The 22,868-nt window shown below is 59.2% G+C and carries 12 protein-coding genes; 10 read left to right on the top strand and 2 right to left on the bottom strand.

Features of this window, described 5'->3' with window-relative positions:
- The first annotated feature begins 6 nt into the window (after positions 1-6).
- From RO069_RS01430 to RO069_RS01390, 9 genes are all read left to right on the top strand, one after another.
- Positions 7-1,080: a FemAB family XrtA/PEP-CTERM system-associated protein gene (locus RO069_RS01430; protein WP_328184831.1), complete on the top strand. Its 1,074-nt coding sequence runs from the start codon at positions 7-9 to the stop codon at positions 1,078-1,080.
- Entirely contained in the window at positions 1,077-2,249 is a 1,173-nt protein-coding gene (locus RO069_RS01425) for a glycosyltransferase family 2 protein (protein ID WP_328184830.1), read from the top strand. The genes RO069_RS01430 and RO069_RS01425 overlap by 4 nt, the downstream gene beginning before the upstream one ends.
- Positions 2,249-3,622: an O-antigen ligase family protein gene (locus RO069_RS01420; protein WP_328184829.1), complete on the top strand. Its 1,374-nt coding sequence runs from the start codon at positions 2,249-2,251 to the stop codon at positions 3,620-3,622. Before RO069_RS01425 ends, RO069_RS01420 begins: the two co-directional genes overlap by 1 nt.
- The gene (locus RO069_RS01415; RefSeq protein ID WP_328184827.1) at positions 3,619-4,764 is read left to right on the top strand and encodes a glycosyltransferase family 4 protein; all 1,146 of its coding nucleotides are present in this window, start codon (positions 3,619-3,621) and stop codon (positions 4,762-4,764) included. Before RO069_RS01420 ends, RO069_RS01415 begins: the two co-directional genes overlap by 4 nt.
- 2 nt (positions 4,765-4,766) lie before the next feature.
- Positions 4,767-6,659: an asparagine synthase (glutamine-hydrolyzing) gene (asnB, locus tag RO069_RS01410; RefSeq protein ID WP_328184826.1), complete on the top strand. Its 1,893-nt coding sequence runs from the start codon at positions 4,767-4,769 to the stop codon at positions 6,657-6,659.
- 54 nt (positions 6,660-6,713) lie between these two features.
- Entirely contained in the window at positions 6,714-7,847 is a 1,134-nt protein-coding gene (locus RO069_RS01405; RefSeq protein WP_328184825.1) for a glycosyltransferase, read from the top strand.
- A complete protein-coding gene (locus tag RO069_RS01400; protein ID WP_328184824.1) occupies positions 7,844-8,998 on the top strand; it encodes a glycosyltransferase family 4 protein in 1,155 nt (384 codons plus the stop codon). Before RO069_RS01405 ends, RO069_RS01400 begins: the two co-directional genes overlap by 4 nt.
- A complete protein-coding gene (locus RO069_RS01395; RefSeq protein ID WP_328184823.1) occupies positions 8,992-9,879 on the top strand; it encodes a glycosyltransferase family A protein in 888 nt (295 codons plus the stop codon). Before RO069_RS01400 ends, RO069_RS01395 begins: the two co-directional genes overlap by 7 nt.
- Before the next feature lie 146 nt (positions 9,880-10,025).
- The gene (locus tag RO069_RS01390) at positions 10,026-11,399 is read left to right on the top strand and encodes a glycosyltransferase (RefSeq protein WP_328184822.1); all 1,374 of its coding nucleotides are present in this window, start codon (positions 10,026-10,028) and stop codon (positions 11,397-11,399) included.
- A 5-nt stretch (positions 11,400-11,404) separates the two neighbouring features.
- Here RO069_RS01390 and RO069_RS01385 read toward each other — a convergent pair whose 3' ends face one another.
- Together RO069_RS01385 and RO069_RS01380 are read right to left on the bottom strand one after the other, a co-directional pair.
- Positions 11,405-12,889 (bottom strand): oligosaccharide flippase family protein, encoded by a 1,485-nt coding sequence (locus tag RO069_RS01385; RefSeq protein ID WP_328184821.1) that lies wholly within the window; start codon positions 12,887-12,889, stop codon positions 11,405-11,407.
- Positions 12,890-12,971: 82 nt separating this feature from the next.
- The gene (locus tag RO069_RS01380) at positions 12,972-13,934 is read right to left on the bottom strand and encodes a glycosyltransferase family 2 protein (protein WP_328184820.1); all 963 of its coding nucleotides are present in this window, start codon (positions 13,932-13,934) and stop codon (positions 12,972-12,974) included.
- A gap of 333 nt (positions 13,935-14,267) precedes the next feature.
- Between RO069_RS01380 and RO069_RS01375 the strand changes: the two genes are divergently transcribed.
- Positions 14,268-22,865, top strand: coding sequence for a malectin domain-containing carbohydrate-binding protein (locus RO069_RS01375; RefSeq protein WP_328184819.1), 8,598 nt, complete (start codon positions 14,268-14,270; stop codon positions 22,863-22,865).
- The last annotated feature ends 3 nt before the right edge of the window (positions 22,866-22,868 follow it).

Below are 22,868 nucleotides of genomic sequence, written 5' to 3'. Positions count from 1 at the left end.
AAGGTAATGTCGGGCGCGGACGATGTTGAGGTCGTCTCGACAGGTCTCAGGGAGGCCCGGGCTGCGGGATGGGATGACTATGTCAGTCGGCACCCGGACGGCACCGGCTACCACCACCTGGCGTGGCTGGAGAGCATCGCCTCGGCCTATGGCCATCGCCCCTGGTGTCTGGTGGCGCTGTCGCCGGGGGGCAACCTGTCCGGAGTGATGCCTATTTGCGAGTTTCGTGTGCCACTGTTGGGGGCTCGCTGGGTGTCCCTGCCCTATTGCGACCTGGGCGGGCCACTCGCCAGTAGCCAGACGGCCGAAACCGCATTGCGTGAACGTGCCCGGGAACTGACTCAACAGCGTGGTGGCAAGGGGCTACAACTGCGCCTGCCGGGCCCCGCGGTTGAAGGGCCCGAGGAAGAGACCCTGGCGAAAGTCAGCATGCTCTGCGACTTGCCGGAAACCAGCGATGCCCTGTTCAGCAGTTACAAACCCAAGTTACGAAGCCAGATCCGCAAGGCCGAAAAGAACGGCCTGCGGGCGGAGGTACAGTCCGGTCCGGAGGCCGTCCGTCAGTTCTATCGTGTGTTTGCCATCAATATGCACCGCCTGGGGTCACCGGTACACAGCCTGCGCTGGTTCCTGGACCTGCAGGTGGCGTTCGGGGATCGCATGAAGGTGGGGCTGGTGTTCCTGGATGACACGGTTGTTGGCGCCGGGGTGGTTCTTGTGAACGGCGCCAGGGCCAGCATTCCCTGGGCCTCCACCCTGGCGGAGTACAACCGGCTGGCTCCCAATATGCTCCTGTACTGGGCATTGTTGGCTGAGGTAACCGACACGGGTTGTCGGGTTTTCGATTTTGGCCGTTCCACCCCCGGCGAGGGCACCTACCGCTTCAAGAAACAGTGGGGTGCCAGGCCCCACGAACTGCGTTGGCTCGACATGACGCCGGACGGCCGCCCGATCCCTGGACCCGCATCGTCGGGCCAGTCCGGGAGGTTGCGGGCCATGATTGAATCCCTCTGGCAGCGAATGCCGTTATCCGTGGCAAACGTTCTGGGGCCACCGGTAAGGAAGTACATCAGCCTATGACGATCCTGTTGTTGCTGGTGACGGTGACCAGCCTGCTGATTCCCGCCTACGTCTATGCGGGCTACCCATGCGCCTTGTGGTTGCTGACCCTGGGGCGTACCGGGCCAAACCATCGTGTCTGGGAAACCCGCCCGGCGGTGGCCCTGGTGATTTCCTGCTACAACGAAGCCGACGTCATCCGCGACAAGCTCGAGAATGCCCTGGAACTGGATTATCCCCGGGACAAGTTGACCATCGTGGTGGTATCCGATGGCTCCGATGATGGCACCGACGACATCGTCCGGGAATATGCCCTGGTCGGTGTCAAACTGATCCGGCAGGAAGGCCGGCTGGGCAAGACCATGGGGCTGAACCTGGCCATGGAGCAGTTGTCCTCGGAGATCACCGTGTTCAGCGATGCCAACGCCATGTACGCCCCGGATGCCATCCGTAAGCTGGTCCGCAACTTTGCCGACGAGCAGGTGGGGTACGTGGTGGGTGCCGCCCTCTACACCGATGGCGACCGTGGTGCCAGTGCCCATAACGAGAACCTCTACTGGCGGTATGAACTGGCCATCAAGGCCATGGAGTCCCGCCTGCATTCCGTGGTGGGCGGCGACGGGGCCATCTATGCCATCCGCTCGCACCTGTGGGAACCGCTCCAGCAGAAGGACATCAACGACTTCGTCAATCCGCTGCAGATCATCGCCAGGGGCTACCGGGGCATCTTTGATCCGGAAGCCCGCTGCTACGAGGAAACCGCCGGTGATTTCGGTCGGGAGATTGCCCGCAAGGAACGTATCGTCAATCGCAGCATCCGCGGGCTGATGCGGGTCAAGAACGTGATGAACCCCTTCCGGGTGGGCCTCTTCGCCTGGGAGGTGATCTCCCATAAGCTGCTGCGCTGGCTGATCCCGCTGTTCCTGCTGGTGGGCGCCATTGGCAGCCTGTTGCTGGCGGTGTTGGGCTATGAAGTGTTCCAGTTGATCGCCGCCGGTGTCCTGCTGGTGCTGTTACTGGCCGGAGCAGGGCACCTTGCCTCCGACAGGAATGCCCTGCCGATTCTTATCTCGGTGCCCTATTACTTCGTGATGGTGAACCTGTATTCCCTGCGGGGCATCGTGAAAGCCCTCCGGGGCGAAACCCAGGTGACCTGGAGCAGTGCCAGGCCGGGGCGGGAGCAGGACTGATGTCGAAGTTTGCGTTGCTGTTCCTGTTGACCTTCTTTGGCTGCATCATGGCCACCTTTTTCTACAGCAGCTCGGCGGCGTTCATCCTCTACGAGATCGTCTACTTTCTGAATCCCGATGATCGGTGGTGGTCCGCCAGTATTCCGGGCATCAGTTATTCGTTCTTTGCCTCCGTGCTGATGTTGTTGATGCTTGGCATCCGTTTCCGTTACCTGAGTGAGCAGTCGCCCTGGAAGTCATTGCCGGCATTCCGGTGGTTCATCCTGCTGCTGATCTGGCATTACGTGATCTACCTGTGGGCGCAGGACCAGCAGCTACATTGGCGATTCACGTTTGACTACACAAAACTGATCGTGATCGTACTGGTCGCCTATAAACTGGTGAATACCCCCAGGGCGCTGGATGCGGCGCTCTGGGCCTATATTATCGGCGCAACCTATATTGGTTACATGGCCACCATCACCGGGCGGAATGCCAATGGCAGGGTGGAAGGCATTGGCATGGTGGATGCGCCGGATGGCAATTTTTTTGCCGCAGCCCTGGTTCCCGCCGCCGCCTTGTTGATGTATTACGCCTGGATGGGGAACAAGAGGGTCAAACTCCTGTGTGTGATGTGTGGTGCGCTGATTGCCAATGGACTGGTACTGATCAACAGTCGCGGCTCCTTCGTGGGGGTGGTGGTTGGTGCCGGCCTGTTTACCCTGTACATGATCTTTTCCCGGTATCGCCGGAAGGGGCAGCGTGCGATGGCCGTTGCCATCGTGATCCTTGGGCTGGCCGGTGCTTTGTATGTCACTGACGACCTGTTCTGGGAAAGGATGCAGACCCTGGAAGACATTGAAGACGAGGATAAGAGCGGTTCCCAGCGAATCAACTACTGGCTGGCTTCGATCGAAATGTCCAAGGACTATCCGCTTGGTACGGGAGTTTTTGGCTTTCATACGCTCTCATCCCAATACTTGCCACCGGAGTATCAGGGATCCCGCGGCTATAAGTCGGTCCATTCGATCTGGTTCCAGGGATTATCGGAGACTGGTTGGTTAGGTATGGCTTTGTTTGGAATAGCCTTGTTGTCCCTGTATCGAACCTTGTCAACGGCAAAAAAATGGGTCTTGGAGAATGGGGATAATACGGCCTACTTTCAGTTGCTGGCGTTGCAATGCGGGTTTATCGGTTATCTAGCGACTGCCAGCTTTATCGATCTGTTCAGGTCCCAGGTGCTTTATTGGATGGTGCTCTTTCTGGCCGTTGGGATCAACGTACACTTCCTCCAGCCATTTCGTGCCCGGGAGGGCGCTGAGCAGGGTACCCGCACAAGGACCACCGGCAAACCATCGGCAATTCGAGCGTACAGTAAGGGGACAACAACGTGACACGCCCAGTCAGGGTACTTCAGTTTATTACGCCTGCGGGGTTCTATGGCGCCGAACGCTGGATTCTGGCGCTGGCCAACAACCTTGATCACCAATCCGTAGTGTGCGACCTGGCGGTGACTCGGGAATCGGAATCCCAGGACCTGACCCTGGCGGAGGTCTATCCGCGCCAGGTGGGTGACGTTCACTATCTTGATATGCAGGGGCGCTTTGATGTTGGTGTGGTGCGGAAGCTCTGCGACATCATACGTAGCCGGGACATTGATATCATCCATACCCACGGGTACAAATCGGACATCCTGGGACTGCTGGCGGCGCGGCGTACCGGCATCCGGTGCCTGAGTACCCCCCACGGGTTCTCCGGCAAGACCGGCTGGAAACTGGCGACGTTTATCCGCATCGGCACCCATATGCTCCGGTACTTCGATGCGGTGGCGCCCCTTTCGGAGGAACTGGTGGCCGATATGGCCCGTTTTCGCGTTCCCGCCAGTCGGACCCAACTGATCCGCAACGGCGTTGACCTGACCGAAATTGACCCCGTGGCCGCTGACCAACCGGCGGCCTCGTCCCCGACCATCGGTTTTATCGGTCAGATGATCCCCCGCAAAGGGCTGCCGGACCTGCTGGAGGTGTTTGACCGTCTGTACAGCGGCGATTCGTCCCTGCAGCTCCACCTGCTGGGCGATGGCCGGCAACGGGAAGAGCTGGAGCGCCAGGCGAAAGCGCAGCCGAGTGGTGACGCGGTGTCGTTCCTGGGCTTCCGGTCGGACCGGCTGGAACGGCTGGCCGGGTTCAGGCTGTTTGTCATGACCTCCTCCCTGGAGGGTATCCCCCGTTGCCTGATGGAGGCCATGGCCATGGGGGTGCCCGTCGTTGCCTATGACATACCGGGTGTGGACCAACTGGTTGAGCACGAAGTGACGGGGCTGCTGGCGCCCCATGGCGACAAGGATGCGCTGGAGAAGCTTTGCAGGCGAGTGCTCACGGATGAATCGCTGGCCAGGCAACTGGCGGCCAATGCCCGTCAGTTGATTGTTGACCGCTACTCAGCAGCACGCATGGCCCGCGAGTATGAGAGCCTGTTCGATGCCCTGGTCTCCGGAGACTACGGGCTGTCGTCCAGTCAGGGCAGGGCCGGGTAAGTATGTGCGGATTTGCCGGTTTCTTCCGATCCCCATCCCTGCCTGACCGCCAGTCCCATGGTGGCTGGCTTGACGATATGGGAACTGCCATACGGCATCGGGGCCCGGATGCGGGGGGGCAATGGCAGGATGAACGCATGGCGCTGGTTCACAGGCGTCTCAGCATCCTGGACCTGAGCGAGGCGGGCAACCAGCCCATGGTTTCCGCCAGCGGTCGTTATGTCATTGTCTTCAATGGTGAAATCTATAATTTCGAAGCCTTGCGCGCTGAGCTGGTGGCGGAAGGTTGCGAATTCCACACCCGTACCGACACCGAAGTGCTGCTGGCCCTGTATGAGCGACTGGGCGAGCAGTGCCTGGACGCATTGAATGGCATGTTTGCACTGGCGATCTGGGATACCGAGGACCATCGGCTGTTCCTGGCACGGGATCGCCTGGGAAAGAAGCCGTTGTACTACTATTTCGACGGGCAGAACTTCGCCTTCGCATCCGAGATCAAGGCGCTGTTGCCGCTTCCCTTTGTCAGGCGTGATATTCGTCCGGATGCGGTCAAGGATTTCTTCGCCTACCAGTATGTTCCCGACCCCAAAACCATCTATCGGAACATCCATAAACTCTCGCCCGGGTACTGGATGAGTACCGACGGCCTGGCCATGGAGCAGCACCAGTACTGGGACGTCTCCTTTGCGAATCAGCGGGACGCGAGCCCGGACGAGCTGGCCACCGGCCTCCATGACCTGATTGACGATGCCGTGCGCCTGCGCATGGTCAGTGATGTGCCGCTGGGGGCCTTCCTCAGCGGCGGGGTCGACTCCAGTGCCGTGGTTGGACTAATGGCCGGGCATTCGCCGGGCCGACCGGTGACCACCTGCGCCATCGGCTTCGATTCCGAGCGTTTTGATGAAGTGCACTGGGCAAAGAAAGTGGCCGGGCGCTTCCAGACGGACCACCATGAGTTCACGGTTCGGGAAACGGTTTCCGACCACCTCTCTGATATCGCCCGTTATTTTGACGAGCCTTTTGCCGATCCGTCCTTTGTACCCACCTACTTTGTTTCCCAACTGGCCAGGCAGCAGGTCACGGTGGCCTTGGCAGGGGACGGCGGTGACGAGAACTTCGCCGGCTACAGCAAGTACGCCACCGACCTGACGGAGAATCAGCTCCGCCGCCTGTTTCCTGCCGGACTACGCAGGGCCTGTTTTCCCCCGCTTGCCAGTCTTGCCGGTAACATCGGGCATTCGTTGGGCGCGCGCGCGCAGTCGTTGCTGGGGGCGCTGGCACTGGATCCGGATGAGGCTTTTTTCCTCACCAACAGTTTCTTTCGCCGGTCGGTGTGGAACGAACTGGTACACGGCGACATCAAACAGCAGACGGATGGGTACGACCCGGCGGATATCACCTGCGGTCACTACCGGAACGCGGACTCCGACGACCACCTGAGCCGGATACTCTACACCGATATCAAGACGTACCTGCCCGGGGATATCCTGGTGAAGGTGGACCGTATGAGCATGGCCAACTCGCTGGAAACCCGGGCGCCGCTGCTGGATTACCGGGTGGTGGAGTATGCAGCCAGCATTCCGTCACGATTGAAGCTCAAGGGCCGGGACAAGAAGCATATCCTCAAGCAGGCATTCAGCGAGCTGTTGCCGGAGGATGTCCTGTACCGGAAGAAGATGGGCTTCTCCGTACCCCTGGCGGACTGGCTGCGGAATGAAATTCGTCCCCTGGCCGACGAAGTGTTCCGTTCGGACAACGGAGGTGTGGCTTATGTCTTCAATATGCACAAGGTGCGGAACCTTTGGGCGATTCATTGCAAAGGCGACAACCGGTACACCCAGGAGCTCTGGTCCATGGTGGTCTTTGAACTCTGGTGGCGGTCCTATCAAACATAGAGGAAGACATACTGTGACAGTCGGAATGGGTGTAGTCGGTTTCGAGGTCGATGAATGAAGTCAGGCGACACTAAGCTCAACATCCTCCATGTCACCTTCAATATGGGCGTTGGTGGAACGGAGCAGGTGATTACCCAACTGGTGGAGAACGGCGATCCCCAGCGGTTCCGTCAGGAGGTTCTCTGCATTGATGGCGAGGTCGGTCCGATGGGGCGGCGGCTGGCGGACCAGGGAATCCAGGTGTCGATGCTGCGTCGGCGTCCCGGTATTGACCTGAGACTGGCCCGGGACCTACGCCGGCGGATCCGCGAGGGGGATATCCACATCGTGCATTGTCACCAGTACACCCCCTACTTCTACGGCTGGCTGGCGGCCCGGATGACCCGGGCGTCGGTGGTCTTCACCGAACATGGCCGGTTCCACCCGGACCGTTACCGGACCAGGGCCAAATGGCTGAACCGGTGGATGGCCCGGACAACCGCAGCCCTGGTCGCCATTTCCCGGGCCACGGCCGATGCCCTGGCGGAGTATGAATTCATGCCGAGGCGCCTGATCCAGGTCATCTACAACGGTATCCAGGGCAAGACGGTGACTGAGGAACAGGCCCGGTCCCTGGCCGGCGAGCTGGCGCTGCCCGAAGGGGCCAGGGTGCTGTGCATGGTGTCGAGGCTGGACCCGATCAAGAACCACAGCCTGGCCTTGCGAGCCTTTCAGGCCCTGTGCGACCGATTCGACAACCTGGTCCTGGTGATTGTGGGAGACGGCCCTGAACATGCCGCCCTCGAAAAGCTGATCGGGGAGCTGGGGCTATCGGAGCGGGTCCGGCTGGTGGGATATTCCTCTTCCCCCGAACGGTATATGGCCCTGGCGGACCTGTACCTGTTGACCTCCTACTCGGAAGGTACCTCCATGACCCTGCTGGAGGCCATGAGCCTCGGAGTCGCTCCTGTCGCCACCGATGTGGGTGGCAACCCCGAGATCATCGAGCGGGGAAGCAGCGGCTGTCTGGTGCCCAACGACGATCAGCCGGCCCTGGTTGAGGCGCTTGCCGGATTGCTGGAACAGCCCGATCGGATGGACCGACTGGGTCAGGGGGCCCGTCAGGCCTTCGAGGCCCGCTTTTCGGTGTCCACGATGGTTGGGGAATACAACAGGCTCTATAACCGTGTAGCGGGTGCCCGACCATGAAGATAGCGATTCTCAGGACCGACGGCAGCGACGTGGACCACCGTCAATACAACAGCCAGGAGATCGGGCTTGCCCGGGGCCTGACCAGCCAGGGGCATACCGTAAACATCATTACAGCGGGGGGAGGCTCGGACAATCCTCCGGTGGAAGTGATCGACAGCCAGTCAGGCAGCACCATTACCATTATCCGCACCGGTTACCGCCGCATTCCCGTGCTGGAATACGGTGTCCTCACCGGCCTCCGGAAGCTGCTGCGCCAGGGGCAGTACGATCTTGTCCATGTCAGTGAGGAGAACAATCCCGCGGCCACCATGGTAGCGTTTAACTGCCGCCGGCTGGGCATTCCCTATGTGATCTACCACGGTATGTACGTGGTGCCCTCCGGTCGCGCCAGAACCTGGTATGACCGGCTGCATGGGTACCTGCTGGCGCCGGCCATCCGCCGCAACGTCCGCGCCTTCCTGGCCAAGACCACCACCGCCCGTGACTTTCTCCGGTCCCGGGGGATCAGTAACGTACAGGTCTTGCCCGTGGGGCTGGATACCACCCGGTTTGAAACCATGACCGAGTCGTCTCCCCATGAAGGCATGTTGCAGGACCTGAGATCCCGTTATTCCCGGATCCTGCTGTACGTGGGCAGACTGGAGCAGCGACGCAATCCGATGCTGCTGGTGGATATTGCCGCTGCCATGCGTGAGGACACCGCGCTGATCCTGGTGGGCAACGGGCCGATGGAAGAAGCGGTCTGTCAGCGTGTGGCTGAACAGGGGCTCGACAATGTGATCATCACCGGGGCCCTGGGGCAGGAGGAGTTGCCGGCCATCTACCGCCACAGTGACGTGTTCCTGCTGCCCAGTGACTACGAGATCTACGGCATGGTATTACTGGAGGCGCTCTATTTCGGCGTGCCTTGCGTGACAACCGCCACCGCGGGGGGGGTCGATGTCATCGGCGGCAACCAGGCGGGTGAAGTCGTCCGGGGCCTGGACCTGGACGACTGGGTGGCCGCCATTCGCCGGATTGGTGAGTCGGGCGCGAATATCGGGTATCGGGATCGGCTGCCGGCCCTGGTGAGGGACAGATTCTCCTGGGAGCAGATTGCCGTTCGCTACCTGGAGCTAGTTACGGATGAAGGGGGAAGGACATGTTAGGAACACTCAGGAAGATCAAACACGAGTTTCTGTCACTGGAGGGCTTCTATGGTTTCCTGAGCCACCTGCCGGGGCTCAAGCGGGGGCGGTCCCATGATCTGGAAAGGGAAGTGGTGGTCAGTCTTACCTCGGTACCCTGGCGCTTCGACACGCTACATACGGTGCTGATGAGCTTGCTTTGGCAATCGGTGCGCCCGGATCGGGTTGTTCTCTGGCTGTCGGAATACAACCAGAAGGGGGAACGCGTCGTCGACCCTAGCGATCTGCCCGCAAACCTCAGGCGAATGCAGCGTAAGGGCGTGCAGATCGAGTTTGTGGATGATATCCGTTCCTATCGCAAACTGTTACCAGCATTGGAAAGGTTCCCAGATGCAATCATCGTGACGGCAGATGACGATATTCTTTATCCAAGTAACTGGCTGGAAAACTTGAGTTCGGCTCACCGGCATCATAAGGATGCTGTAATATGTTATCGAGGCACCAGGATTCTGCTGGATGAAATGGGGCTTGCACCTTACGTTCAATGGCCCGAATATACGACAAGGGGCGAAGTCAGTTACCTGCTATTTGCTCAAGGTGGCGAGGGTGCCCTCTATCCTCCTGGTGCCCTCCATCCGGAAGTACACAATCGTGACATGTTCATGGAGATCTCCCCGACGGCGGATGATGTCTGGTTTAAGGCCATGGTGCTCTACAATGGAGTGGGTCATGTAAAGATTACCGAGAAACATCAGGATTTTCCGCGTATTCGTGGAAGCCAAGCGGGAGTGCATTCACTACATTACGTTAACAACACATTGGGTCAGAATGATCATCAGGTCGCCGCTGTTTTCTCGCATTATGGACTGATCAGTCGTTTACAGAATTTCAGCTCAGGTTAATTGCCTTCCCCCGGGGGTTTATCATGAAAGCTGCTCTAAACATTGGCCGAGATGTGTGTCGTCAATTTCAGGGTTAATCAGCCATCTTGAACATGTTTTAAGAAAGCAGAAAAGGATCCATAGGACATAATGACAAGGAAATTGTGATGGGTAGCCTCCAAGACAAGCGAATCGTAATGGTCAGTCTCTTACCGGATGCGGGTCACCTGAAAAGCTTATTACTCATACTGAAGAATCTGGAGGCTGAAGGAGCAAGTGTGCACGCCGTGGTACCAGACGAAGCCGAGACCCAAGTGCGAAGCTTCGGTATTTCCCGCGATCTGGTAGGCGCCGTGGTACCCGAAGACGGTCGTTGCTTCCTGCGAACCCTGTCCTGTTCAGGGAAGTGGAAACATGTATTCTTTACCCACTTGGAGTCACAGAAACGGTACTTTCTGCCGCTCACCTATCAGGGGGTGCGGCGTCGCCCTGTCATGGCGGAAAAGCTCCGGCTCCTCCGGTGTGACGCGCTCCTCTGTGATTCCCATATCTTTCTTGACGAGTATGGTTCGATATCGGCAGATTTGGGTGTGCCGCTCCTTGTGCACGAGGCCACAGGAACACTCTACAGATTGCAGGACAGGCGCGACCCCCTGGGAAAAGGCTCGACATTCGGCAGTCTGGTTGAACGACTCGCGTTGCAACACATGCCGGCTTGGCATTACCGCTTTAACAAGCTGTTTCGCAGGCGTCAGTTAAAAACCTGGCTTGAAATGAATCGCTTCGTCAATGAGCAAAGGGCGAGTTATCTGACTCCTAAGCCGGACATGGTCCATCGAATAACGACGGGCACAGCCAATATCGAAAATAAGCACCTCTTTGGTGGCGCCCAGGCTACTGACGATTTCCTCAGAATCGGTTCTCTTGACCCGCGATCAGATTGGGGGGGCGGGCAGGGAATAATGGACTGGTTGGCCGAGTGCGACGACGACAGTGTGGTTTATCTTTCCTTTGGCACTCAGGCTTCCCCACCAGACAGGCTGGTGCACAGAATCATTAGCCACTCGCGATCACTGGGAAAGAAAGTGCTGGTGGGTTCCGGCACCTTGCCGGAAAGTGCACTGTGCAAGTATGGCGAAAGTGTACGATGGGTCGGCTGGGCACCCCAAGCGTCAGTTTTGGCAAGTCCGAAGGTTTGCGCTTTTGTCAGTCACATGGGAGCGAACAGCTATCGGGAAGCCCTGTGGTTTGGCAAGCCAGTACTGGCGGTACCGTTGCTGTGGGATCAGTACTATTGTGCCTGGGCCGCCCAAACCTTGGGGGTCGGGCGTGTCATCCGGGATTTCAGGATTGGGGAGCGTGACCTTCACGATATGGTTTCAGATGTCGTGTTCAACAAAAAGTATGAGGCGAACGCCAGATGCCTCTCCTCGGAGCTGAAAGCCGAGAACGGAGACGAACAGGTTGTTCGTTTTGTTCGCAACCTGCTGGCCACGAACGACGATGTTTCCGGAGTCACTTGGATGTCGCCAGTAGGTTGATGTCATTAAATTTTTCGAGAGACCCGCCCTCTGATTCCTGCTGTTGTATTTTTAAGTATCTTCAGGGCGAACACACCCTCATCAAAACGACTATAAAAGGTAACCAGGGTCAGCAGGAAAGCGGGGATAAACAGTGCAAAATACAGGGACGCTACCGGAAAGACGGAAAGGCTGTGAACATTGCTTGACAAGAGGATTTCCACCTTGCCAGTCAGCCAGGCGGCCAGCACCGTTAGTATGATCGTTGGCGAAATAAGGGCGGCAAGACGGAGAATCCTGATGCCGGTGCAATATCGCAGAAAGGCAGTTATGCCCGTCACCAGGGCTACTGCAAACATGGCCCGCACCTCGATAAAGTGTTTGATCTCCATATCACGTGATAGAAAGAGGGCGATTGCCAGTGTTAGTAACCCGATAATTTCAAAGATGAAAAGGGCCCTGACCCGGCCCAGTGACAAGATGGCCTGGTTGATAACCTGGCCAAAGGCGATGGTGGCAAGCACGATCGCCAGTGGAGGCAGCATCGGGTAAGCGACCGTCCACTTGGCCCCAAAAAAGAAATTTATGATGTGGTCGGGGAAAAAACACATGAAGACTGCAATAGGCATTATGATTGAATTGATCACAAAGATGGCCTTCGACAGCTGCTGATTGAATTCCGGCATATTATTGCGAGCTCGTGACAGTGATGCCAGCAAGGGCTCTACGGCCGGTCCAATAATGTCGGTGCTTGGGAGTACCGAAAGGTTCTTGGTCATATAAAAGGCGCCCAACTCCTGCGCCGAGAAGAACTTGGAGATCAGCAGCGAATCCATCTGCGACTTGCTGAAACCCACGCTGGCCCGGAACAGTATCCATTTCGAGAAGCGCCACTGGTTGCGCCAGTTGGCGAGGCAGGGCCGTGGACGAAATGGGTGGATCAGATAGGAGCCCAGGCAGAGCACGCTGGCGGAGGTGATATCGCCAATGATGAGAGCCCAGTAGGACTCGGTGGTGAGAGCAATGGACAGGGTGACCGTGAAGGCACAGACCTTCTGGCTAATCATCACAAAGAAGATCCGACGATAGTCCAGTTGCCGTTTGAGGGCGATGAGCCCCGGGCTCTTCAGGGCGTTGATCAGTAGGATTGACGAGGTGGCATAGAGTACCGGAACCAACCGCTGGTCCTCGTAGAAATCAGCGATAAAGGGAATCGCGATCACCAGCAGCAGGAAGATGACCGACTTGATGATCATGTCGATCGTCCAGGCCGTGGACAGGTCAGAGGGGGCGACATCGTCCTTATGAATAATGTAGGACTCGCTACCGGTGGCGGCCAGGGTCTCGCAGAAGTACAGCAGCAGGGCTGATATGGCGACGATACTGAAGTCATCGGGGGTCAGTATCCTGGCCAGTACCAGAATGCTGACCAGTCCGATGGATCGCTGGACGCCTTTTGCCATAAGGAGAAAGGCGGAACTCTTGAGCACCCGGTTGGCGGTAGTCGACATGGATGGTGGTCAATGGTTGAGAGAGTGGCGATCACGGCAATGTGATCAACGAGTCCTGATCTGGGAGTGTCAGATCCCCCGGTTACCGGGGGGGATGATATAACCCGATCGATGCCAGCGCACTTTTTATATGGAACTTTATGATGGCGCGACGCTCGTTGTCAGGCCTTGGAATCCGGATCCTGTCCCCGGTCAGGCGAGCGGTCTGTTCCCGGAATCCGGCTCGGTCGGGCGGGGCCAGTTCCAAGTGATAGTTGGTCAGATCCGTCTGTTGCCGCGTACTGATAATCCACTCCCATTCGCTGGCGAGCTTCTCGCTACCGAGTGTCTTTGAAACAAAGGCCCTTGCCTGATCATAGACATCATACATGGACACATCATCCGGCCGTTTCCTGGCCTTGGTGATGGACTGGGGGCGTTGGCGGTAGAGGTAAGTGCCCTTGCGCACGGTCTTGATAGACTCCGCCAGCGCAACGGCGCAGATGGTAAAGTAGTTGTCTTCCGATACGCTCTTGCCGGTGTAGTGCCTTAAGCCGATCCCATTGATAAAGGCGGTCCTGTAGAGCTTGTTCTGGGTGAGCCCGGTGGATGTGATCAGCGGAGCCTTTTCGCTGGGGGAGGTGAGCAGGGCGTCGCCGGTAACGCCGACATTGCGAGAATTCTTGCGGCCATCGGGCCAGTACTCAAGCACGTTTCCGGTCACCACGATATCGGGTTTTTCGGGCAAGATGCTGGAATAGAGTTCTTCCAGGTAGTCATCACTGACAACATCGTCCGAGTCAATAAATGACAGGTACTCGCCGGTGGCGCTTTCAATGCCGAGGTTTCTGGCAGAGCCGACGCCGCCGTTGGCCTTTTCGATCACCTGGATCCTGGGATCCCCGTCAGCCATTGCCCGGAGAATATCCCGGGACCGATCCGTAGAGCCGTCATCCACGCAGATAATTTCAATATCATCCAGAGTTTGACGGCAAAGGCTGGTCAGTGTTTCATCCAGATATTCCTCGGCGTCAAAAACCGGTACTACCACACTGACTTTGGCCATTCCTCACCTACCACCATTCCTGGCGACGTTTCCTGTAAACGAATCCTTACAGTGGAAATTAATGGAGTTCCTGCAACCAAGTCAAGGATCCGGGCTTCCCTGCCCCTGAATTCTCCGGCCATTACCGGTAAGCGGATGTCGGTTTTCTTTACACTTAGTGTTAAAAAAAAGGTTACATCCGCTGCTGAGAACGCTGTTTGTTGCCGAATTTTAATAAGTTACCAATGCTTGGTTCATTATTTGCTGTTGCTTTCAACGATATGTAATAGTCCAGAGGCAGCACGTATGAATCAGGGACGGTATTGGTCTGTATTTTTGGGAGTGGTATCCCTCTTGAGCGCCCCGCTGGCGGCGTCGCAACCCTTTTCCAGCGACGACGCGCTGATCTGTATAAATGCGGGTGGAGACGAATTCGTTGACGCTAACAATGTCACGTTCGAGGCGGACGTCCTGTACTCGGGAGGACGCACCAGTTTCCATGCTCATGATATTGTACAGACGACTGACGACATCCTGTTCCAGAGCGAACGCTGGGGTGACTTCAACTATTTCATTCCGCTGAGCGCCGACGATTATCTTGTGACGTTGTACTTTGCCGAGATCTATTTCCAGGCGACCCGTTCTAGTGGAGGACCCGGCAGTCGGGTTTTCGATATCTTTCTGGAAGATCAGCTGGTTGACGATAATTTTGACATCCTTGCCAACGTGCCCAGCAAGACGGCCCTGTCACGTACCTATGCGACCACGGTTGAAGATGACGACCTAAAGATCAGTTTTTCCCGGGTGGCTGATTATCCCAAGCTCTCGGGGCTGTGCGTTCATCTCAGCACCGGCGATTCCGACGGCGATGGTTATAATGACACCAACGATCAGTTCCCTCTGGACCCCGGGGAATGGGCCGACTCAGACGGCGACGGTGTGGGTGATAACGCCGATGTGTTCCCCAACGACCCTTCGGAATGGTCCGACCTTGATAATGATGGCGTCGGCGACAACAGCGACACCGACCGCGACGGTGATGGCCACCTCAACGACGAGGACGCCTTCCCGGATGATCCGGACGAGTGGCTGGACAGCGACGACGATGGCATCGGTGATAACGCGGACCCGACCCCGCTGCCGGCAGTCTCCGCCTATGAAATGTGCATCAATGCCGGCGGGCCTGCCTACACCGCCGTCGATGGCACCGAATACCAGGCGGATGGCTATTACTCCAGTGGCCGCACCAGCACCCATGCCCATGATATTGCCAATACCGACGACGACCTGATCTACCAGTCGGAGCGCTGGCGTGCCTTCGGTTACTCCATTCCCGTGCCGGAGTCCGGTACCTACACCATCGAGCTGGAGTTCGCCGAGATCTATTATCAGGCCACGTCCAGCAGTGGCGGCCCGGGTACCCGGGTGTTCGATGTCTTCGTGGAAGACGAGCTGATTGCCGATAATTTTGACATCCTGACCCAGGTGCCCAGTACCACCGCCCTGACCCTGACTCACATGACCACGGTCGATGATGGTATGGCGAACATCGGCTTTGGTGTTATCCAGGACTGGCCGAAGCTGTCGGCTCTCTGCGTTCGTGAGAGCCTCGGTGACACCGATGGTGACGGGGTCGCCGACAATGAGGATGCGTTCCCCTTTGATGGGGACGAGTGGGCGGACAACGATGGCGACGGTGTTGGCGATAACGCGGATGCCTTCCCCAACAATGCCGATGAGTGGGCCGACCTGGACGGCGATGGTGCCGGCGACAACAGCGACTCGGACCTGGACGGCGATGGTATCGCCAATGAGAACGATGTCTACCCCAATGACCCGGAACGCTGGGAGGAAGAGCCACCCCAGCCGGGCTCCGACTGGGGTTATTGTGTCAATGTCGGCGGCGACGCACTGGTAACGGCCAGTGGTCTGACATACCAGGCAGACCAGCATTACTCCGGCGGTACCGTCAGCAATCATGTCCACGACATTGCCGGTACCGAGGATGACCCCCTTTACCAGACCGAACGCTGGGGCAACTTCGTGTACGAGATACCGGTGCCGGAGGCCAGTAATTACATTGCAACCCTGCATTTTGCCGAGGTTTATTTCCAGGCGTCGGCCAGTGCCGGGGGGACAGGCAGCCGCGTGTTCGATATCTACTTGGAAGACTCTCTCGTGGAGCAAGACTTCGATATTCTGGCCTTGGTGTCCAGCAAGGCGTCGTTATCAAGGGACTACGTGGTGCCGATCAGTGACGATTCCCTCAAGGTGAGTTTCGTCGCGAAGTCGGACCAGCCGAAACTGTCCGCGGTCTGCCTGCATCAGAGTTATGGCGATGCAGATGGTGACGGTTTGGCGGACACCAATGACCAGTTCCCGCTGGATGCCGACGAATGGCAGGACAGCGACGGTGACGGGATTGGCGACAACGCTGACGCTTTCCCCAATGATCCGGACGAGTGGTCTGACCTGGATGGTGACGGCATTGGCGACAACACCGACTCGGATCGGGACGGTGACGGCTACTCCAATGACGAGGATGCCTTCCCTGACGACACGGAAGAGTGGCTCGACAGCGATGGTGACGGCATCGGTGATAACGCAGACCCGACCCCCAATGAGCCGGTGAATGACTTCGAAATGTGCATTAACGTGGGTGGCCAGGGCTATACCAGTACCGGTGGCGTGGATTACCTCGCGGACCAGCACTATTCGGGAGGCAAGACTGAGAGCTACGACGTCGAGGTTGCCAATACCGAAGACGATGTGCTCTACCAGAGCGAGCGCTGGGGTAGCTTCAGCTACAAAATCCCAGTGTCCGACGATGGCCCTTACAACGTAGTGCTTATGTTCGGCGAGATCTATTTCCAGACAGCCAACTCTCCCGGAGGCGTCGGTTCAAGAGTCTTCGACATTTATGTGGAAGGGCAGCAAGTGCGCACCGGTTTTGACATGATCGCCGAAGCTGGTAGCCAGACCGCCATCATCGAGCGTTACCTGGCTGAAGTGCGTGACGGCAATGTCGAGATCAGCTTTGGCGCTGTGAACGATGCACCGAAACTCTCCGCGCTGTGCGTCTATGACAGCAACGGCGACTTCGACGGCGATGGCATCCCCGACAACAGTGATGCCTTCCCGAACGATCCGGCGGAGTGGCAGGACACCGATGGAGACGGCATCGGTGACAACGCCGACGCCTTCCCCTCGGACGACAGCGAATGGGCTGACACCGATGGCGACGGTATCGGCAACAATGCCGACCCGGACGTTGACGGCGATGGTCACCTGAACGAAGACGATGCCTTCCCGCTGGATCCCACCGAGTGGTCGGACCTGGACAGTGACGGTATCGGCGACAACACCGATTCCGACCGGGATGGCGACGGCTATGCCAATGGTGTTGATCTGTTCCCGGACGACCCCGACAACTGGGAAGACACCAACAACAACGGGATCGGCGATAACAGCGACCCCGCCCTGGATTCCGACGGCGACGGTTACAACAATGCCGAAGACGCCTTCCCCCAGGATCCCACCGAGTGGACGGACAGTGACGGTGACGGCTACGGCGACAACTCCGACGCCTATCCGAATGACGCCAGCCGCTGGCTGCTCAGTGAGCCCTTCGAGGTACTGTTCGTCAAGGGAACCGCATCGGTCAATACCATGGCCAAGGCCCAGGCACTGATCGATAACCAGGACCAGTACCAGACCGTCTCCATGAGCTCGGACATCATCAGCTTCAGTGACGGTAGCGAAGGCAACACCGGCATCTTCGCCGACTCCGAGGCGTTCCCCTTCGACAACCATTTCGCCATGGTCGCCACACGCTCGGTCTTTATTCCCGAGGATGGGGAATACACCTTCCTGACCCGCAGTGATGATGGCGTGCGCCTGACCATTGACGGACAGGTCGTGATCAATGATGACGAGCCTCACCCGGTCAACAACGCGGACGCCACCGTCTATCTGGAGGCGGGCATGAAGCAGGTGGAAATCCTCTACTACGAAGCTTCCGGTGGTGCCGTCGTGGAGCTGGCCGCCGCCCGGGGAACCGAGAACGATTTCTACTTCTCCGGTGTTGAGGATATGGCGGCGATCACCGACCGTGTGGACGCCATCCTGACACCGCCGACGGAGTTCGCCAGCCATATCGGCGGGCAGTGGAGTGATGTGGTCCAATGGGCGGAGATCCCCGTGTCCGCCGCACAATTGCCGGATGGCAAACTGTTGACCTGGGTGGGCGGTACCGAGATTACCGATACCGGCAGCAAGTCCACCGCCAGCGTCTATGATCCGGAGACGGGAACGTTCATGGCGAAGGACCACGCCACCCATAACCAGTTCTGCTCCGGTATCGCCCAGATGGAGGACGGTTCCATCTTCAACTCCGGCGGTAACCCCACTACCAAGAAGACCAGCCGTTTCGATATCGAAACCATGTCGTGGGTCACCCTGGACGAGATGAGCTATCCGCGCTGGTACCCGACCACCCTGACCATGCCGGACAACCGTATCTTCACGGCCTTCGCGGAAGGGGCGGGTAACACCTCTGAAATCTACGCCACCGGGCAGCAGCAATGGCTGGATACCCCGGGAGCCACCATGCAGAGCCTGGTGGACGAGCAGAACCTGATCAACAGCAACCAGTCCGGCAATGGCAGCACCGACATGCAGTGGTACGCCTTCATGCATGTGGCGCCCAATGGCCGGGTATTCCAGTCCGGCCCCATGCAGACCATGCACTGGTTCGATACCGTCGGCCAGGGGGATGTGGAGCAGATTGGCGCCCGCCTGGGTGGTGACCAGGCCAGGATGTTCGGCTCCGCGGTGATGTACGACATCGGCAAGATCCTGATCACCGGCGGCAACGATGCCTCCCAGGAAGAGCCTTCCTCCAACAAGGCCATTACCGTGGACCTGAACGGTGCTGCCCCGGTCATCCAGGAAACCACGCCCATGCAACACCGGCGTACCTTCCAGGATTCCGTGGTGCTGCCGGATGGTCGCGTGATGGTGATCGGTGGTACCACGGCCGCTAAACTGTTCAACGACGAAGGCAGCATCCTGCAACCGGAAATCTGGGACCCGGACACTGGGGAGTGGACGCCGGTCAACAGCCTGACCGTGCCCCGCAACTACCACTCAACCGCGCTGCTCATGAAGGACGGCCGGGTCTTCACCGGCGGTGGTGGCGCCTGCGGCGCCTGTGATGCCAACCATAAGGACGCCCAGTTCTACTCGCCGGACTACCTGTTCAACGAGGATGGCTCACCTGCCAGCCGGCCCGAGATCCTCCAGGGGCCGCAGCAGGTTGTCGCTGGTGCTGAGATGACGATCAATACCAGTGGAACCGTCGCTGAGTTCAATATGATCCGCCTGCAGGGAACCACGCACTCCATCAACACGGACCAACGCTTTGTTCCCCTGGCGTTCGATGGTGGTAGCGGCTCCTATTCGGTTGAGGTTAATCCCAACCCGAACGTCATGATTCCGGGTTACTACTGGTTGTTCGCCGTCAACGACGAAGGCGTGCCATCGGAAGGCTATGCAATCCAGGTGGTGCGTGAGGGCGATGGTCTGGATACCGACGGCGACGGCGTCGTCGATACCGAGGACGCCTTCCCGAACGACCCGACTGAATGGACCGATACCGATGGCGACGGCGTGGGCGACAACGGCGATGCCTACCCGAACGATCCCAACGAGTGGGCCGACACCGACGGTGACGGCATTGGCGACAACAGCGATTCCGACCGGGACGGTGATGGCTATCCCAATGTCGATGATGCCTTCCCCGGCGACCCGACTGAATGGGTCGACAGTGATGGCGATGGTGTGGGCGACAATGCCGACGTCTATCCGAATGATCCCAACCAGTGGGGCGACGGCGCTACCCAGTGGTCTGTCCGCCAGCCCGATTTTGGCACACCGGATGCCCGCCACGAGAGCGACTATATCGCCGTGGAAAACAGCATGTACCTGATCGGTGGCCGGGACAGCCGGGCAGTCAACGTCTACAATGCCCTGACCAATAGCTGGTCCGACCAGGGCGTGCCCCGGGACGGCGCTTTCAACGAGCTGCAACTGCATCACTTCCAGAGCGTGGAAGTGGGTGGCCGGGTGTACATCGTCGGCGCCTTTAGTGGTGGCTTCCCGTCGGAAACCCCAGTGGCGGAGATCTACAGCTTTGATCCCGATGAACCGGCCCAATGGCGGGAGGAAGCGGTGATTCCGGAAGACCGTCGTCGTGGTGCCGCCGCGGCGGTGAACTATGGTGGCAGGATCTACGTGGTCGGTGGCAATACCAAGGGCCACAACGACGGCTGGGTGCCCTGGTTCGACGTCTACGATCCGGTATCGAAGACATGGACCCCATTACCCGATGCGCCCCATGCCCGTGACCACCACCGAGCCTCGGTAGTGGACGGCAAGCTCTACGTGGTGGCCGGTCGCCGCTCCAGCGTCAATCTTGGCAACGCCGTGGGCGATACCGAGCCCAGTGTGGATGTATACGATTTCGACACCGGCCAGTGGACCACCCTGGAGAACGACATTCCCACCCCCCGTGCCGGTGTGGCCCTGATCAAGCACGGGCCGGAACTGGTTGTGGCAGCGGGTGAGAGCCCGGCCGGTGACCATACGGAAGTCGAGGCCCTGGATGTTCGTACCGGAAGCTGGCGGGAGCTGCCCAGCCTGATTACGGGCCGCAATGCCCCGGGTGGTGCCCGTTACGGCGACGAGCTGTTCATTGTGGCGGGCCGTGACGGCAACACCGAACTGGCCAGCCAGGAAGTGATGGGGCTGGCCCCCCGGGTGGCCCCGGCGGATACCGACAATGACGGTGTCATCGACGACGAGGATGCCTTCCCGGATAACTCGGCGGAGGTCATCGACAGTGATGGCGACGGTGTCGGTGACAATGCCGACAGCTTCCCGAACGACCCGGACAACTCGGTGGATACCGATGGCGACGGTGTGGGTGACAACAGCGACCCGTTCCCGGACGATGCCACCGAGTGGGCCGACAGCGATGGTGACGGTGTGGGCGACAATGCCGACTTCTATCCGGCGAATCCGTCCCTCTACGCCAGGCCGCCGCTGCCGGTACTCAACTCCACCACCCTGGCCGTGGAAAGCTCGACCAGTGAGGATCGGGTCTGGGTTGCCAACCCGGATAACGACACCGTCTCGCTGGTGGTGGGTGACCAGCGGATTGCCGAGGTGCCCGTGGGTGGCAAGCCATCGTCCATCGCACTGGCGGCGGACGGTGCCCGGGTCTGGGTGACCAACAAGGCCGATGCCTCCGTGAGTGTAATCGATACCACTACCCAGACCGTGGTGGAGACTATCCAACTGCCCCCGGACAGCCGTCCCCATGGCCTGGTGCGTGTGCCTGGCGGTGATGATCTGCTGGTGGTACTGGAGGCCACGGCGCAACTGGTTCGGGTGGATACCGACACCGGTCAGGTCAACGCCACCGGAACCCTGGACGGACGGCCCCGCCACCTGGCGATCAGCGAGGATGGCAGCACCGTCTATGTCACCAATTTCATCACACCGCCCCTGCCGGGCGAGGACGGCCTGGCACCGGATGTTGCGGCCGGTGGTGGTGAGCTGTGGGTGGTGGATGCCCAGAGCCTGTCAGTGGTGGACACCATTCTACTGGGTTACCGGAACCGGGGCGTCTCCGAAAGCACCGGCCCGGGTATGCCCAACTACCTCAGCGCCCCGCTCCTCGGACCCGACGGCGACTGGGCCTATGTGCCGTCGAAGCAGGACAATATCCTGGCTGGCGCGGCCCGTGGTGGTCCCGGCATGACCTTCGATCAGACCGTACGGGCCGTGACATCCCGGGTGGACCTGGTGGCCGGCACTGAGAACCCGGGGGCGCGCATCGACCACGATAACGCCAGTATGGCGACAGGTGCGGTGGTAACGGCGGATGGCCGGTACCTGTTCGTCGCCCTGGAAACCAGCCGTGAAGTGGCGGTCTATAATCTGGAGGACGGTTACCAGCTCACCAGGCTGGCGACCGGCATTGCGCCCCAGGGGCTGGCACTGAGCGCCGATGGCGAGCGGCTGCTGATCCACAACTTCATGGATCGCAGCCTGCAGAGCTACGACCTCGGCCCGATCCTGCTGGATAACCTGCCGCAGGCCAATGCCCTGAATGTGGTGGATCTGGTATCCAGCGAAGCGCTGTCGCCGGACGTACTGTTGGGTAAGCAGCTTTTCTACGATGCCGCGGATGACCGCCTGGCCAGGGACAACTACATGAGCTGTGCCTCCTGCCACAATGATGGTGGCCACGACGGACGGGTCTGGGACCTGACCAGCCTGGGAGAGGGCGTACGCAATACCATCGACCTTACCGGCAAGGGCGCGGGCCATGGCCGTATCCACTGGACCGGTAACTTCGACGAGGTGCAGGACTTCGAATCCCAGATCCGCCTGCTGGCGGGTGGCACCGGCCTGGTCGACGACAGTGAGTTCGACCTGGCTGACGATCCGCTGTCAACGGATCGCGCCGGGCTTAGTGCGGACCTGGACGCCCTTGCCAGTTACCTGGCATCCCTTGACGGGCACCCGGCCTCGCCCTTTAACGATGGCAGCCTGTCGACGACCGCAACGGCGGGGCAGTCGGTGTACCAGCGGGAAAACTGCGCCGGTTGCCATAGCGGGGACCGCCGCACGGATTCAGCGGCCGGCGTGGTGCATGATGTCGGCACACTGACCGCTGCCACCGGCTCCAGCCATGAGGGCCCGGTGTATGGTATCGATACGCCCACCCTGGATTTCCTCTGGGCAACCGCACCGTACCTGCACAACGGGGCCGCGCTGAGTATTGCCGAAGCCATACTGGCCCATGACAACCTGACCGTCACGGAACAGGAAGCGGTGGAGTTGGAGTTCTACCTGCTGGAGAGCGATGCCGGGCGACCGTGACGA

It is taken from the genome of Marinobacter sp. OP 3.4 (genome assembly GCF_036224885.1).
Lineage (GTDB): Bacteria > Pseudomonadota > Gammaproteobacteria > Pseudomonadales > Oleiphilaceae > Marinobacter.
Note: the sequence above shows the minus strand (reverse complement) of the source record. Positions and strands in the feature narration are given on the sequence as shown.

Excerpts from the sequence above, each read along its gene's own strand:
- RO069_RS01380 (WP_328184820.1), bottom strand. The coding sequence starts at position 13,934 with ATGGCCAAAGTCAGTGTGGTAGTACCGGTTTTTGACGCCGAGGAATAT.
- RO069_RS01395 (WP_328184823.1), top strand. The coding sequence starts at position 8,992 with ATGTTAGGAACACTCAGGAAGATCAAACACGAGTTTCTGTCACTGGAG.
- RO069_RS01390 (WP_328184822.1), top strand. The coding sequence starts at position 10,026 with ATGGGTAGCCTCCAAGACAAGCGAATCGTAATGGTCAGTCTCTTACCG.
- RO069_RS01420 (WP_328184829.1), top strand. The coding sequence starts at position 2,249 with ATGTCGAAGTTTGCGTTGCTGTTCCTGTTGACCTTCTTTGGCTGCATC.
- RO069_RS01430 (WP_328184831.1), top strand. The coding sequence starts at position 7 with ATGTCGGGCGCGGACGATGTTGAGGTCGTCTCGACAGGTCTCAGGGAG.
- RO069_RS01385 (WP_328184821.1), bottom strand. The coding sequence starts at position 12,889 with ATGTCGACTACCGCCAACCGGGTGCTCAAGAGTTCCGCCTTTCTCCTT.
- RO069_RS01405 (WP_328184825.1), top strand. The coding sequence starts at position 6,714 with ATGAAGTCAGGCGACACTAAGCTCAACATCCTCCATGTCACCTTCAAT.
- RO069_RS01425 (WP_328184830.1), top strand. The coding sequence starts at position 1,077 with ATGACGATCCTGTTGTTGCTGGTGACGGTGACCAGCCTGCTGATTCCC.
- RO069_RS01400 (WP_328184824.1), top strand. The coding sequence starts at position 7,844 with ATGAAGATAGCGATTCTCAGGACCGACGGCAGCGACGTGGACCACCGT.
- asnB (WP_328184826.1), top strand. The coding sequence starts at position 4,767 with ATGTGCGGATTTGCCGGTTTCTTCCGATCCCCATCCCTGCCTGACCGC.